A 15,185-nucleotide genomic window follows, 5' to 3' on the forward strand; every position below is an offset into this window, starting at 1 on the left:
AAGGGCCGGGCCAAGGGCCAAGCGGAGCTGCTCTTGCGCCAAATTGAGCGCCGTTTTGGCCCGGTGGCTAAGGCCGTTACCCAACGCGTTCGTCGCGCCCAGGCAAAAGACCTGGAGACTTGGTCGCTGAACATCCTCGATGCCACGACTCTGGACGATGTGTTCAAGGGTTGAAGCCTGATCAATCGCGGGGGTGCCTTTCAGTTCAGTAGCGTGCCCAATGTCCAGCATGCGCCAACCAAACGCCCGCAGCGCCTGGGGGGGCCACTTCAGTCTACGCGATGTCAAGCGACACCTAAATCGCTGTCAATCCAGTGTCCGGGTGCGCTGCGGGCTCGCGTAGGGTGCCCATCCCCCCTGGCTCAGGTAGCGCTTGACGGTGTTCTTGCTGACCCCCAACTCGACGGCAATGCGCTTGGCTCCCCAGCCACAGGCCTTGAGCCGCCCACTCTGGGCTTTGCATCGGTTCCCCTTGTGACTGAACAAGGGGTTGGTTGTACATGGCTTCTTGCATGGATGATCCCTCCTGATGTGATCACGGAGGGGTCAGTTTGTCATGTCGCCTGACACCTCATTATGCCTAATAGCTGTTCACACGCTCGGACAGTGCAATTTCATCACTGGCCGTCAGGGCGCAGCCGCTATTGTGCAGCTGATACTCGGCTACTCGGCGGCTGACGCGGTAACGCTTCGCCAAACGATTGAGCGCGGTGGGCAAGTCGGGAGACTGACGGTACTCATTTCGTGCCACTTGGCGTGGCAAAAGAAACTCGGCGGCAAAGGCCCTGGCGCGCTGTTCGATAAAGGGGTCGATCTGCCCCCCAAGCACTTCGGCAACAGGCAAGCCGCCATGACGATCCAGCAGAAGATGTGCAATTTCATGCGCTAGCGTGGTGCGCCTGCGGTTGGCGGTACTGGTTTTTGACCCAGGACGATCGTTGAGCAAAATGACAGGGCCACACCGCCCCCAACAACTTAAGGCCTCGAGCGCATCTGCCCGCAAATCAGTCGGTTGAACAGGCACGCCCCACCTTTGCAGAATGTCTTCGGGGTCGATTACCTGGGCAACACCAAAACCCAAGTGCATTCGCAGCCATGTCGCTGCTCGATAGCCTTGCTCCCAGGCGTGAGGCGCCTCGGTCTCTAAGGAAATCGGGGCGTAAGCGGCAGTCGCCTGATCCAAACCAGATGTATCGTTCTTTGGAAGAGTTGCAATGATTCCAAGCAAAACAGAAAGTTCCCCTGGCGCCAGGGTGAATCTCAGCATCCGAGCAGCGGCCAAGACTTCGGTCTCGGATAGATCGTTGGCTGCCGCACCTCGATCCAGCCAAAAATGGCGGGCATCCCGATTCCCCTGAATTTGCCTGACCACATCACTTGGCCACCCGGTTGCAAGTGACACACGTTCTTCTACTTGGCCCTCTGCACGCTGCGACCAGGCCATGAGCGCCTGCTGAACGCGCGGATTCGTACCGCCCGCCATGCTATTTGCCAGACGATCACCCAGCTGTTGCAAACACAGTAAAGAAGACTTGAAGTCAGCCAACAGGGGCTTGCCGCTCTCTGGAACGAGCCATACTTTCTGCCCGACACGCAGCCAGAGCAATTGTGGCAAAGACACCCCTTGCCAGGCCTCAGCCAGATTGTGACGAGACATGAAAGGCAACAGGGCCGATTCCTCGGCCTCAACAACCCCTTCGTCCTCACACATGAGCGCCCAACGACGCTCTGCCGCATCCCAAACCTCGCCGGGATGGGTGACGGTATCGACGATCCAGGGGAGTGGATAGGCTTGTTCCAGGCACAACGCCTGCCAGTGCTTGCCCAAAAACGCCAGTAAATCGACCCAAGTCCAGTTGAAGTACATGGCGCCCCGCGTGCCCTGATCCTCGCCGTACCAATAGGGCTCACCAGCCAGCAGCAGGCACCCCCTGCCCCAACCGTTCACCGCATCCTTAGCAGGGGCTGGATCAAACAGGAACTGCAAAGTGTCACTAGCCATAGCGTTTCATCCAGTCTTTATAGGCGCGCAGACAGCCTTGTACCTCCGCCAATTCCTCCAATTTCTTAAGAATCTGCCGAGGAATCAGCTTGCGTCCTGGCATTTTCCTCCATGGGTAGCCATGATAAGACTTGCCTGGCTCTGTCGGAACAGCTTCATATACAACCCCCTGATGGACGTTGTAGATTTTCGATGGGTAACCAATCGAAGGCTCGGGACACGGGCAGCCTGAGTTAAGCAAGACCTCTGCCTGCACCTTGGTCAGTGTACCCGCACACTTTCCAACAACGGCACTGCCTATCCGAACAAAATGAGCCTCTGGCCCATTGGCGCAATGCTTGACCCGGTGCTCGCCAGGATCGTATGTCCAGTTCGGCAATTTTGTTTGGCTCATAGGAAAGGATTTCCAGCGCGATAGTACCTCAGGCCACATCGCATGTGGCCACATCCCGTCACAAGTCACAGGGCCGGGTGCATTCTCTCACCCAGCCAACTGGCGCTCTATAAAAGTGTGCTGCCAGGCACGGCAAAGATCATTCGCGATGAGCTTCAGGCGGCAAGGCCGCCAGGATGCGCCTTTGCATAAAAGGACTGACGACTAGCTGCCTTTGTCTACGCGACGAAGGTTCCACCCCCAAGTCGGTAAAATAGCGGCTCTCTCCTTTTTCTTGCCCCTGCCCTATGTCTCCCACCTCGGCCGCGCGGCTGTCGCTCTGGATGTCTGCCAGTGCTGCTGTTTTCTTTTTGCTGGCTCTGTCGGTGCCCAACGGGTATTCGTGGGGGGCGGTGTTGCTGCTGGCGGGTGGGCTGGCGGCGTGGGTGCGGCGCGCGGATGCTGCCCATGCGGGGACAGCTCCGGCCTGGACGATTCAGGACAAGACCCTGGTGTACGCATTGGCGGCGATGTTTCTGGCCAACGCCTTGGCCGTGGCGTGGCACGGGGATTCGGGCAAATACCTGGATCAGGGCATCCGCTACTTGCTGGTGATTCCGGTGTTGTGGGGCCTGCGGCGGGTGTCGCTGCGCCTGGACTGGCTATGGGCCGGGCTGGTGCTGGGCTGCCTGGGGGCAGCTGGCGTGGCGTGGTGGCAGGTACACGTGCAGCTGATCGGCCGTGCCGAAGGCTTTGTGACCAGCGCCATTCCGTTTGGCGACATGGCTTTGCTGATGGGTTTCTGGTGCCTGCTGGGCGCGGTGCTGGGGGCGCTGCAGCGACGCTTTGCCTGGGCGGGGTTTCTGTTGCTGGGGGCGCTGGCGGGCTGCTATGCCTTTATTGCCTCGGCCACACGCGGTGGGCTGGTGGCTATCCCCTTGCTGGTGGTGCTGGCGGGGGCCGCGCTGCTGCGCCGCGAGACGATCAAGCCCGTGCTCGCGGGGCTGGCGGTGCTGGTGGTGGGTGTGGGGGTGATTCTGGCCGCGCTGCCGGGCGGGCAAATGGCCGAAAGCCGCTACAGCGGGGCAGTCACCGAGTGGCAAAGCTACACACAGCAGGGACGAGTATCCAGCAACACGGTGGGGCCACGTCTGGAAGCCTGGAAAGCCGCGCTCAAGAGCATCCCCGAACGCCCGCTGCTGGGCTGGGGCCACCCGGAATACACCCGACATCTGGATTCCCTGATCGCCCAGGGGCGCGCCAACCCCTTCGTGGCCACCTTGGCGAACACGCACAATCAGTTCATCGAACTTTGGCTGCACCAGGGCACGCTGGGTCTGGTGGCGTTTTTGGCGCTGCTGCTGGCCAGCTTCTGGTATTTTGCGCTGCGCCTGCGCCACGCCGACATCACCGTGCGCGTGCTGGCCTGTTGCGGCGCGAGCCTGCCCGCGGGCTTTGCCGCCTTCGGACTGACCCAGGTGATTCTGGGCCGCAACAACGGGGTGATGTTCTTCGTGGTGTCGCTCGCCGTGTGGTGGGCGATGATGCGGCAGGAAGAAGCGGCGTCATCTTAAGCACCCCTTCTTGGCTGAATCCTAGGCGGCCTGCCCCGACCGTAGCTCGTTTTTAAGGGCCTGGATGACGAATTCATTCAAGGCGACCCCACGGCGGCGGGCTTCATAAGCCGCTTTTTGATGCAAATCCCCCCCCACCCGGACATTGAAGCTGCCTTTGAAAGGCTGGTCGGGCAGCACACCCCGCTGTTGGCAGGAGCGCAGGTAATGATCGACCGCTATCTCGAACGCCTGCCTGACTTCTGTCACAGACTGACCGTCAAACAAGACAAGATCGTTGATGAATTCGACCTTGCCACACAGGCACTGGTCTTCAACGCTGAACTCGACGGCGCCCAGATAACCTTTGTACTCGAGCGCATTGCTCATAGAAACCCCCATTCTTTCAGCCGTATGCGAATTTCACGCACCTGATAGGCCTTCAAGACCCCATCGGGATGAGGCCTGCTGCACAGGATCCGATGCTCGTAGCCATCCCGACGAACATACAAAAACAACTTGTGCGACGACCCGCGTTCGTTCTCGATCAGCCGAAATCCGAACCCTGCCAATAGAACGACAAGCTCGTCGAAGCGAAAATCAACGGGGACTGGTGCACGGAAGAACCGATTCAACCGCTTTTGCCGTTTTGTCATGGATAGTGCCTTAATTTCGCCATGTTAGCAACTAATATTTAGTTGCTAACATTTCAACATTGAGGCCCTACTGTGCAATGGTCTGGCCTCCAGGCACCAGATGCACTTCTAGCAGGTGATCAACCCATCACAGCAAGGTGATCTGGTCGAAATCGACCTGCACGGTCTGTGGGCGACCCAGGATGTTGAGCAGCAAAGTGACGCGGTCTTTCGAGACGGCGTGTACCAGGGCCTGCACGCCGGCCAGGGGAGAATTCTGGATCTGGACGGTCATGCCAGGCTGAAAGGGGCTGATTGCATCCAGCGGCGCGGTCTCGCGCAAGGTCTCGGCTTGCCGGATGCGCTGTACGGCGGCATCGGCCAGGGTGGCGGGCTGCTGGCCAAACATGACCAGGCGGCTGACCCCCAAGGTGGATCGCACCACCGACAGGGACTGCGTGGGGCGCGTGGGCCGGACAAACAGATAGCGGGGAAACATGGGTTCGTGGACGGCCAGGACAGCCGTTGCGGGGGATGGGCCTGAGCGCGCAGCCGTGCGCCCAGGGGCTGATGCAACACGCGCCGCCGCCGCTTTGCGCGGCTTTTTATAGATTTTGAACAGCGGCAGATAGACCTCGAAGTCTTGCCGCTGCAGCTGCTGCAGCGCCACGGCTTCTTGGCGCGGCTTGGTATGGGCCACATACCAGACCGTGGCCAGCGTCGGTGCTGGATCTGCGGCTACAACGTCGAAATGCGAAGCCCCCATTCGGCTCGTCTCACCTTGGCATGGATAACGCCTCAAATGTAATACACAATGAACGCGGCTGTTGGTCTTATGCCGCTTCGGCCTGCTTGGCGGCTTCGACAGCGGCCTTGGTGTCGTGGGGCGCGCCGTTGAAAAACACGTTCAACAGGACAGCAGACAAGGATGTCAGCAAGATGCCCGATTCAATCAGCGGATGGATGGCCTTGGGCGTCCACTGCAAAAAGTGCGGGGCCACCACCGGGATCATGCCCATGCCGATCGAGATGGCCACGATCATGGCGTTGTGACGGTTGTCACGGAAATCGACGCCGCTGAGGATGCGGATGCCGGTGGCCGTGACCATGCCGAACATCACCAGGCCCGCGCCGCCCAGCACCACGGTGGGCAGGGATTCGACCAGGGCCGCGAGCTTGGGCAGCAGGCCCAGCACCAGCAGGATCACGCCGCTGGCCACGCAGACGAAGCGGCTGCGCACGCCGGTCACGGCCACCAGACCCACATTCTGCGAAAAGCTGGAATACGGGAAGGTGTTGAAAATGCCGCCGATGAGCGTGCCCAGGCCGTCGGTGCGCAGGCCGCGCGCCAGGTCTTTCTGCTTGATTTCCTTGCCCGTCATGTCTGACAGCGCCAGGAACATCCCGGTGGATTCGATCAGGATGACGATCATGACCAGGGTCATGGTCAGGATCATCCACAGGTCGAACTTGGGCATGCCGAAGTGAAACGGCAGCACGATGTCCACCCACTGGGCCTTGCCAACCTTCTCGAAGGTCATGATGCCCATGGCCGAGGTGATGATGGCGCCTACCACGATGCCCAGCAGCACGGCGATGTTGGCCAGAAAGCCTTTGCTGAACTTGGCGATCAGCAAAATGGACAGCAGCACGATGGCGGCGATGCCCACGCCGGTGAGATTGGCGTACTTGGGGTTGGGCACAGTGGGCACGATGGACAGGCCCTGCGGCACAGGCAGCAGCGGCGAGCCTGGCGCCCCGGCCGCCGCCTGGGCGTGGTTCAACCAGGTGGCATAGGCCGGGTCGACCATCGCGGGCGCGGTGGGGCCGAAGGGATTGCCGAAAATCCAGTTGATGCCCACGCGCATGAGCGTGATGCCGATGATGGCGATGATGGTGCCGGTGACCACGGGCGGGAAAAAGCGCAGCAGCCGACTGATCCACGGCGCGATGATGATGGTGATGATCCCCGCCGCGATGATGGTGCCAAAGAGCAGCTGCGCGCCCTCGTGCCCCGGGTTGCTGGTGGCAATGTGGATCATGGGCCCCACCGGGGCAAAGCTGACGCCCATGATGACGGGCAGCTTGATGCCGAACCACTGGGTGGCGCCAAACGACTGGATGATGGTGGCCAGGCCGCAGGCAAAAAGGTCGGCGGCGATCAGCAGCGACACCTCGTGCGCATCGAGATTCAGGGCGCGGCCGATGATCAGCGGCACGGCCACGGCGCCCGCGTACATCACCAGCACGTGCTGCAAGCCCAGCGCGCCAAGCTTGCCAAGCGGCAAGACTTCATCGACCGGGGCAACGGAATTGCTCATTGTCTTGTCTCCATCATGATTGTGATGAAGCACTGTACCGGGGCGCCATTCAGGCGGCTATAAGAAAAGCACCATAAGGTACTTTAAGGTTCACGCATAATTCCGGGACAACCCTGTGGTTTTGGCAGCTGATGCGGATAATTTGCCGTCGGATGCGGGGAAACCCCTAGCGGCGACAAGGCGATGGCGGTTCGTTGCACGGCGATCAACGAAGGGTTCATCATGCAATCGGTCTACGCAACGGCTACCTGATAGGGCATATCCTCTGACCACTGACGATGAAGATGACCATTGTTGTACAGCAAGCTGGTGACAGTCTGCTCGCTGACGTCAAACCGTTCTGCGGCTTCTTCCATGGCATATGAAGAAAAATCACCATCCAGGTAAGACAATAGCGCGTTGATAGGGCATAGGAATTCGGCAGCGAAAGCACGCTGGTATTTTTGGCAGGAGGTTCCTAGATCGGTTGACGCCAGCCAGCGCGCGCCTCGTGGTGCGGTACGCAGATGCTCACCCAAGAAGCGCGCCAGTTCAAACCGTTTGCCAACGGGATTATGCCTGCGTGGAATGAATTTCAAGTGGCGACCGTTGGTGGGCATGGCCACGGCGACCGGTGACCGGCCTTGCGGAGCAGGCCACGCAGCGACCGCATCACGCCCCAAGCCCAACAACCCCTGTAGCTCCTGACTGGGGATTGGATCGCTGGTGTTCCCCAGTTTTTGTCGAAGTGCCCGCGCATCGTGTACAGCGCGTTCCCAAGGAGCCCCGTGGCGCAAGTGATCAATATCGCCAAATGAGAATTCGGGAGCGCCGACCATACCGTCAGCATCGGCCAGCCGCCCAATCAATGCCAGATCAGGAGATGCCTCAAACGATGCAATGGCTGGCGCCAATTCTGACAAGGCTTCGTCTCCAACGAGGGGGCTCCACTGAAGCGCAGCGCTCAGTGCCTCTTCAGGGCAGGCTTCGGCGTCAAACCCGAGCTGGGCTTCAAGCTTCCGGCGACGTGCCATCTCTGGATCGGCCAGCTCTTCTTGCAAGATAGCCCATACATGGGCCAGATCAGATCCGGAGGCCTCCCTGGCATCCAAACGTGCCAGAACGCTACCCATGAACTGCTCAACACTCTTGTGAAAACCAGCCAGGCCAAGCTGCTTGGGCGCATCCAGAGTTTGCAGATACTGCACCGACTGATTGGGCGTCATTGATGCGCGTGCCCATACGTCGATGAACTCTCCATCCGGAATGAACATGATACGCGGCCATACAAACCCATGGTTAGCCGCACCGAGTTCGTGAGCCATGCGCCAACCATGACCGGGCTGCTGCCGAGGCAAGGGCTCGTGATTGAGGCGCCACCACGAATTTGCCAGCCACATAGCCAGTGGATATGCGGAGACAAAAACATTGTCACGGACGGTCTTCGCCCAGATATCCTGATTTCGCGTCAAGCTGACGCCATCGACTGATATACCTAACCAGGCCGCCGTAGCCTGAATCTCTGGTTCGCCAGATGCCGCCGCCATCCACTGGACATCGATGCTCATTTCAGCCATCAATCAATCTCCAGCAGCGCAGGACTTCGGCCGAGAAGGGATCAGTCTCGGGCATTGGATATCCGTGGTATGTCCCCTTATCAGGGTTTTCAAGCTGCGCTTCGACAGCAATACCGTCACGAGTAACGGCCCACACGTTCTTAGGCCACACGCCAACAACCCGGTCGCTCACAAGCCCTTTGAGCATCCCACTGCGCAGTAGCTGCTCTGCCTCGCAACGTTTAAAAATATTGGCAACGTCGCATAAAGACTTTCCCTGCCTGGGGTCGGCTGGCGGGGTTAGCCCAAAATCGCCAGGGTTCTTCTTATGTTCAGGATTGCCGCCATAGCGAACACGCGTGGCCAGAGCGGCAAGCTCGGCGACACGAGCCCGCGCTTGCGCAGAAGTAATCAGTTTGCGCTTGGTGTTGTACAGATCGCGGCGACGCTTCATGACACAGACGAACCCGACGAATTGGACAGGAAACCTGACAGGTTTCAGAACGGAATATCGTCGTCCATGTCCGCCAGGTTGGCGGCGGGGGCGGCGGCGGGGGCTGCCGGGCGCTGTTGCTGCGGGGCACGGCGGGCGGGGGGTTGCGAGAAGCCGCTGTCGCCGCCGCCCATGTCGCCCGTGCTGTCGCGGCCGCCCAGCATTTGCATCTGGTCGGCCACGATTTCGGTGCTGTAGCGGTCGGCGCCGGTTTCTTTGTCTTGCCACTTGCGGGTTTTCAGGCGGCCCTCGACGTACACCGAGCGGCCCTTGCGCAGGTATTCGCCGGCGATTTCGGCCAGGCGGTTGTAGAACACCACGCGGTGCCATTCGGTTTCTTCGCGGCGTTCGCCCGAGGCTTTGTCTTTCCAGGTGTTGGTGGTGGCGATGGAGACGTTGCAGATGGCAGCGCCATCGGGGCTGTAGCGTACTTCGGGATCGCGCCCCAGGTTGCCGACGAGAATGACTTTGTTGACTGAGGCCATGGTGGGTAATCCTATTGATGAATGTGGCCGCCATTATCGGGGATCTGACCCCTGGGCGCGCCGGTAAAACGAGCTAAAGGGACATTATCGCCCACCTGTATTTATACGCATAGCGCCAGACCCTCAGTGCCCGGGCCGGATCTCTTTGAAGCCGCGCGCCGTGTACAGCCACACCACCGCCAGCATGGCGCTGACCCAGAACACCATCGACGGGCCGCTGGCGCGCACCAGAATGCCGCCCAGCAGGCCGCCGGCAAACACCCCCAGCGACTGTGCAGTGTTGTAGAAACCCAGGGCCAGGCCCTTGTAGGCGGGCGGCGCCACGCGCGACACGAGCGAGGGCTGCAGGGCTTCGAGCACGTTGAAGCAGACAAAGAACGCGATCAGGGCCGCGACCACCAGCCACAGCGACCCCATCAGCCAGGGCAGCGCGCCCAGCACCACGGCCAGGCCCAGCACGGCCCATTCGAGCGCGGGCTTGTGCGCCTTGCGCGTCTCGGTGTAGAAGACGGCGGGCACCATGAGCACGAAAGACGCCAGGATGACGGGCAAATACACTTGCCACAGGGTGCCCGTATTGAAGTCACCCAGCCGCCCGAGCAGGCCGGGGGCCACCATGAACAGGGCCATCAGGATGAAGTGCAGGCAGAATACGCCGAAGTTCAGGCGCAGCAGATCGCGGTGGGCCAGCACGTCGTGCGGCGTGGCCTGCACGATGTCGGCTTCGGACTTGGGGACGTCGGGCACGAAGAACATGGCGATCAGCAGGCAGACGAAGCCCAGCAGGCTGATGGCCCAGAACAAGCCCGAGAGGCCGAACTCGCCCACCAGCAAGGGGGACAGCACCAGCGACAGGGCAAACGAAATACCGATCGAGCCGCCCACCATGGCCATGGCGCGCGTGCGCACCTCGGGGCGTGTGGCGTCGGCGATCCAGGCCGTGATGGCCGCCGACACGGCGCCCAGCCCCTGAATGACGCGGCCCACGGTGACCCAATCGACGTCGTCGGTGAGCGCGCAGATGATGCCGCCCACGACGAACAGCAACATGCCGAAGACGATGATGGGACGCCGTCCGTAGCGGTCGGAGGCCATGCCCAGCGGGATTTGCATGATGGCCTGCGTGAGCCCATAGGCCCCCAGGGCCAGCCCCACGCGCACCGGGTCGTTGCCGCCCACGAGGCTGTGCGCGGCCACGGCGAAGATGGGGGTCAGCAGGAACAGGCCCAGCATGCGGGCCGCAAACAGCGTGGCCAGGGCGATGCTGCTGCGCCGTTCGAGCGGCGTGAGCTTGAGGGCGGGGGTGGAAGAATGTGCGGTTCGGGCCATAAAAAGAAGGGGAAGACTCAAAACCCGCCGGACGGCAGCGGGCGAACCGCTGCGTCGGACAAGCCTTCAGCCAACTACCCGGCAAGGGTTGGACGACAAGGCGCTTGCATCACCCCCGCGGCTCGCCGCCAGGCAAGACGGCGTGACAAGCCTGCAGTCGTGATGACACTGCGCGTTATAGTAGCAAGTTGGCCTTTGAAAAACCTGAACCCCCCTACCGGCATGGACGCCATCTGCATACGCGGCGCACGCACGCACAATCTGAAGAATATTTCCGTCGATCTGCCCCGGCGCAAGCTGGTGGTGATCACCGGCCTGTCGGGCTCGGGCAAATCGTCGCTGGCTTTCGACACGCTGTACGCCGAGGGCCAGCGGCGCTATGTGGAAAGCCTGTCGGCCTACGCCCGGCAATTCTTGCAGATGATGGACAAGCCCGACGTGGACGTCATCACCGGCCTGTCGCCCGCGATTGCCATCGAGCAAAAGACCGCGGGCCACAATCCGCGCTCCACCGTGGGCACCATCACCGAAATCCACGACTACCTGCGCCTGCTGTACGCGCGCATCGGCACGCCCTATTGCCCCGAGCACCATCTGCCGCTGCAGGCGCAAAGCGTAAGCCAGATGGTCGATCAGGTGCTGGCCTACCCTGAAGGCACGCGGCTGGCGATCCTGGCCCCGCTGGCGCGTGCGCGCGAAGACGACCTGGCCGCCGAATGCCGCCGCCTGCAGGCGCTGGGTTTCGTGCGGGCGCGCATCGATGGCGAGATCACGCCCATCGACGGCAGCGTGCCGCTGCCCGCCCCCGCTGGCCCCTGGAACCTGGACGTGGTCATCGACCGCCTGCGGGCGCGCCCCGACAGCCGCCAGCGGCTGGCCGAAAGCTTCGAGACGGCGCTCGACCTGGCCCACGGACGGGCGCTGGTGCTGGATCTGGACGCGGGCAGCGAGCGGGCGCTGTCCGCCGCCTACGCCTGTCCGGTGTGCGCGCGCAGCATGGGCGTGCTGGAACCACGCCTGTTCAGTTTCAACAATCCGGCGGGCGCCTGCCCCCACTGCAACGGCCTGGGCCTGATCGAGGCCTTCGACCCCGAGCGGGTGGTGGCTTTCCCCGAACTCGGTCTGGCCGCCGGGGCCATCCACGGCTGGGATCGGCGCAACGCCTTCACCTACGCGATGATGGCCAGCCTCGCGCAACACTATCACTTCAGTCTGGACACGCCGTTTCAAGACCTGCCCGCCACCGTGCGCGCGTGCCTGCTGCAGGGTTCGGGCGACGAGGAAATCGCTTTTCAATACCTGGGCGAAGGCGGCATCCCGGCCATCCGCCGCCACCCCTTCGAAGGGGTCGTGCCCAACCTCGAACGGCGCTGGCGCGAGACGCACTCCAACGCCGTGCGCGACGAGCTGGGGCGCCTGCGCCACACCATCACCTGTCCTGAATGCCAGGGCGCACGCCTGGGCGTCGAGGCGCGCAACGTTTTTATTGGGGACGAGGGCACGGCCCCTGGGCGGACTGCGGATTCGACGGATCGGCAGCAAAGCAATACACCGGCGCCATCGGAGGCGGAGCAGGCGACCGCAGGTCACGCGCGACGGGGCCTGGCCATCTACGAAGTCGAGGCGCTGTCGCTGGCCGACTGCCGCCGCTGGTTTCAGGAAACAGCCATCGGCGGCGCGCGGCGCGAGGTGGCCGAGCGCATCGTGCACGAGATCCGCGCGCGGCTGGACTTCCTGGACAACGTGGGCCTGGGCTATCTGTCGCTGGATCGCAGCGCCGACACGCTCTCGGGCGGCGAATCGCAGCGCATCCGCCTGGCCAGCCAGATCGGCTCGGGGCTCACGGGCGTGATGTACGTGCTGGACGAGCCCTCGATCGGCCTGCACCAGCGCGACAACCAGCGCCTCATCCACACGTTGCAGCAGCTGCGCGACCTGGGCAACAGCGTGATCGTGGTGGAGCACGACGAGGACATGATCCGCGCCGCCGACCATGTGCTGGACATGGGGCCGGGCGCGGGCGAGCACGGCGGCTGCGTGGTGGCCCAGGGCACACCCGCCGAGATCGAGGCCGCGCCGCAGTCGCTCACGGGCCAATATCTGTCGGGGGCGCAGAAGATCGCCGTGCCGCCACGACGGCCCGTGCCGCCCCCCGCCAGCGCAACCGCAGGCACGGGCACCAGCACTCAAGCTGACACATCCACAGCCAGCGATACCGGCAAAACCGCCCGCACGGGCACGGGCACATCCACGGGCAGCGACGATAGCAGCAACATCCAGGCCTGGCTCAAGGCCCTGGGCTGCACCGGCCACAACCTGCACGGTGTCGATCTGGCCATCCCCGTGGGGCGCTTCACCTGTGTCACGGGCGTCTCGGGCTCGGGCAAGTCCACCCTCATCAACGACACGCTGGTGGCGGCGCTGGCGCAAAAACTGCACCGCGCGCAGACGGCCCCGGCGCCCTTCGAGCGGCTGGAAGGCGTCGAGCACTTCGACAAGATCATCAGCATCGACCAGAACCCCATTGGCCGCACGCCGCGCAGCAACCCGGCCACCTACACGGGGCTGTTCACGCCGATCCGCGAGCTGTTTGCCGGGGTGCCCGAGGCGCGCCTGCGCGGCTACGACGCCGGGCGCTTCTCGTTCAACGTCAAGGGCGGGCGCTGCGAGGCCTGCCAGGGCGACGGCGTGGTGCGCGTGGAAATGCATTTTCTGCCCGACATGTACGTGCCCTGCGAGGTCTGCGAGGGCAAGCGCTACAACCGCGAAACGCTGGACATCCGCTATCGCGGGCACACGATCAGCGACATCCTCGACCTGACCGTCGCCCAGGCACTGGAACTCTTTGCCGCCGTGCCCACCGTGGCCCGCAAGCTGCAGACCCTGATGGACGTGGGCCTGTCGTACATCCGCCTGGGGCAAAGCGCCACCACGCTCTCGGGCGGCGAGGCGCAGCGCGTCAAGCTCTCGCAAGAGCTGTCGCGCCGCGGCTCGGAGCGCACCCTGTACGTGCTGGACGAACCGACCACCGGCCTGCATTTCCACGACATCGCCGTGCTGCTGGACGTGCTGCAGCAGCTGGTGGACGCGGGCAGCACGGTGCTGGTGATCGAACACAACCTGGACGTCATCAAGACCGCCGACTGGGTGATCGACCTGGGCCCCGAAGGCGGCGCGGGCGGCGGCAACATCGTCGCCCAGGGCACGCCTGAAGCCATCGCCGCGTGCGCAAACAGCCACACCGGCCACTGGCTGGAGGGTGCGCTGGGTCAATCCATCCGATAAATGGTGCGGTGCTCGCGGATGGCGTAGCGGTCGGTCATGCCCGCGATGTAGTCGGCGATGGCGCGGGCCTGGGCGGCGGGGTCTTCGCGCCGGTATTCGTCGGCCAGCAGGCGCGGGTCGTCCAGAAAGGCGACGAAGAGTTCGCGCACCACGCGCTTGGCCTTGCGCGTCATGCGCATCACCTGGTGGTGGCGGTACAGGTTGTTGAGCAAAAACTGCTTGAGCGCCCGCGACTGCGTGCGGACTGGTTCAGAGAAGGCCGCCAGCAGCGGCGCGGCGCGCAGTTCGTCCACCGATTGCGGCTTGACGCGCGCCAGGTTGGCCGCCGTGGTCTGGGTGAGATCCAGCACCAGGGTGTTGATCATGGCGCGGATGACCTCGGACACCAGGCGCTTGCCGTCGCGAACCGGATCGAGATCCGGATAGCGGCGGCGCACCTGCTCATGGTGCATGGCGAAGATTTCCAGGTGCAGCAGCTGCTCGACCGTGATGAGGCCCGAGCGCAAGCCATCGTCCACGTCGTGGTTGTTGTAGGCGATCTCGTCGGCCAGGTTGGTGAGCTGGGCTTCGAGCGAGGGCTGGGTGCCGTCCAGAAAACGGGCGGCCACCGGCCCCAGCGTGCGCGCATGACTGCGCGAGCAGTGCTTGAGGATGCCCTCGCGGGTCTCGAAGCACAGGTTCAGCCCATTGAAGGCGGCGTAGCGTTCTTCGAGTTCGTCCACCACGCGCAGGCTTTGCAGATTGTGCTCGAAGCCGCCGGCCTCGGGAGCCAGTTCGCGCAGGCAGGCATTGAGCTCGTCCTGCCCGGCGTGGCCAAACGGCGTATGCCCCAGGTCGTGCGCCAGCGCCATGGCTTCGATGAGGTCTTCGTGCACCCCCAGGTTGCGCGCCAGCGTGCGGGCGATCTGCGCCACCTCGATGCTGTGGGTGAGCCGGGTGCGAAACAGGTCGCCCTCGTGGTTGAGAAACACCTGCGTCTTGTATTCCAGCCGCCGGAAGGCCGAGCAATGAATGATGCGGTCGCGGTCGCGCTGGAAGGCGCTGCGCCCCTGCGGCGGCGGCTCGGGATGCTGGCGGCCGCGCGAGGTTTCGGGATGGCAGGCGTACGGCGCCAGGGTGCTCATGATCAAATGCCTCCGACAATCGACAGGGACAGAAATGCGACAAACGACGC

At 62.9% G+C, this 15,185-nt stretch carries 14 protein-coding genes; 3 read left to right on the top strand and 11 right to left on the bottom strand.

Annotation, left to right across the window (positions count from 1 at the left end; genetic code table 11):
* Positions 1-174: DUF4351 domain-containing protein (locus CCA01S_RS16315; protein WP_157076536.1), on the top strand; the 174-nt coding region annotated here is incomplete at its 5' end.
* Positions 175-580: 406 nt separating this feature from the next.
* Here CCA01S_RS16315 and CCA01S_RS11615 read toward each other — a convergent pair.
* Both CCA01S_RS11615 and CCA01S_RS15340 read right to left on the bottom strand, forming a co-directional pair.
* Positions 581-2,002, bottom strand: a complete 1,422-nt coding sequence (locus CCA01S_RS11615; RefSeq protein ID WP_066458687.1) for an ImmA/IrrE family metallo-endopeptidase — start codon at positions 2,000-2,002, stop codon at positions 581-583.
* A complete protein-coding gene (locus CCA01S_RS15340; protein WP_084386716.1) occupies positions 1,995-2,396 on the bottom strand; it encodes a hypothetical protein in 402 nt (133 codons plus the stop codon). The genes CCA01S_RS11615 and CCA01S_RS15340 overlap by 8 nt, the downstream gene beginning before the upstream one ends.
* A gap of 287 nt (positions 2,397-2,683) precedes the next feature.
* Between CCA01S_RS15340 and CCA01S_RS11620 the strand changes: the two genes are divergently transcribed.
* Complete coding sequence (locus tag CCA01S_RS11620) at positions 2,684-3,949, top strand: O-antigen ligase family protein (protein WP_066458688.1); 1,266 nt, start codon at positions 2,684-2,686, stop codon at positions 3,947-3,949.
* A 21-nt stretch (positions 3,950-3,970) separates the two neighbouring features.
* Here the strand turns inward: CCA01S_RS11620 and CCA01S_RS11625 are convergent, their stop codons facing one another.
* From CCA01S_RS11625 to CCA01S_RS11655, 8 genes are all read right to left on the bottom strand, one after another.
* A complete protein-coding gene (locus CCA01S_RS11625) occupies positions 3,971-4,318 on the bottom strand; it encodes a type II toxin-antitoxin system HicB family antitoxin (protein ID WP_066458693.1) in 348 nt (115 codons plus the stop codon).
* Entirely contained in the window at positions 4,315-4,584 is a 270-nt protein-coding gene (locus CCA01S_RS11630; RefSeq protein ID WP_066458694.1) for a hypothetical protein, read from the bottom strand. The genes CCA01S_RS11625 and CCA01S_RS11630 overlap by 4 nt, the downstream gene beginning before the upstream one ends.
* Before the next feature lie 127 nt (positions 4,585-4,711).
* Entirely contained in the window at positions 4,712-5,329 is a 618-nt protein-coding gene (gene nusG / locus CCA01S_RS11635; RefSeq protein ID WP_066458696.1) for a transcription termination/antitermination protein NusG, read from the bottom strand.
* Between the two features lie 67 nt (positions 5,330-5,396).
* Positions 5,397-6,884, bottom strand: a complete 1,488-nt coding sequence (locus CCA01S_RS11640) for a nucleobase:cation symporter-2 family protein (RefSeq protein ID WP_066458698.1) — start codon at positions 6,882-6,884, stop codon at positions 5,397-5,399.
* A gap of 233 nt (positions 6,885-7,117) precedes the next feature.
* Positions 7,118-8,440 carry an ImmA/IrrE family metallo-endopeptidase gene (locus tag CCA01S_RS11645; protein ID WP_066458699.1) on the bottom strand — a complete coding sequence of 441 codons (1,323 nt, stop codon included), beginning with the start codon at positions 8,438-8,440 and terminating at the stop codon, positions 7,118-7,120.
* The gene (locus CCA01S_RS15345; protein ID WP_084386717.1) at positions 8,433-8,873 is read right to left on the bottom strand and encodes a hypothetical protein; all 441 of its coding nucleotides are present in this window, start codon (positions 8,871-8,873) and stop codon (positions 8,433-8,435) included. Before CCA01S_RS15345 ends, CCA01S_RS11645 begins: the two co-directional genes overlap by 8 nt.
* 44 nt (positions 8,874-8,917) lie before the next feature.
* Positions 8,918-9,397 carry a single-stranded DNA-binding protein gene (ssb, locus tag CCA01S_RS11650; protein WP_066458702.1) on the bottom strand — a complete coding sequence of 160 codons (480 nt, stop codon included), beginning with the start codon at positions 9,395-9,397 and terminating at the stop codon, positions 8,918-8,920.
* A 123-nt stretch (positions 9,398-9,520) separates the two neighbouring features.
* The gene (locus tag CCA01S_RS11655; protein ID WP_066458704.1) at positions 9,521-10,726 is read right to left on the bottom strand and encodes an MFS transporter; all 1,206 of its coding nucleotides are present in this window, start codon (positions 10,724-10,726) and stop codon (positions 9,521-9,523) included.
* Between the two features lie 222 nt (positions 10,727-10,948).
* Between CCA01S_RS11655 and uvrA the strand changes: the two genes are divergently transcribed.
* Positions 10,949-14,011 carry an excinuclease ABC subunit UvrA gene (gene uvrA / locus CCA01S_RS16115; RefSeq protein ID WP_066458707.1) on the top strand — a complete coding sequence of 1,021 codons (3,063 nt, stop codon included), beginning with the start codon at positions 10,949-10,951 and terminating at the stop codon, positions 14,009-14,011.
* Here uvrA and CCA01S_RS11665 read toward each other — a convergent pair.
* The gene (locus CCA01S_RS11665; RefSeq protein WP_066458709.1) at positions 13,996-15,135 is read right to left on the bottom strand and encodes a deoxyguanosinetriphosphate triphosphohydrolase; all 1,140 of its coding nucleotides are present in this window, start codon (positions 15,133-15,135) and stop codon (positions 13,996-13,998) included. The genes uvrA and CCA01S_RS11665 overlap by 16 nt on opposite strands.
* Between the last annotated feature and the right edge of the window lie 50 nt (positions 15,136-15,185).

The organism is Castellaniella caeni NBRC 101664 (assembly GCF_001592225.1).
GTDB lineage: Bacteria > Pseudomonadota > Gammaproteobacteria > Burkholderiales > Burkholderiaceae_B > Castellaniella > Castellaniella caeni.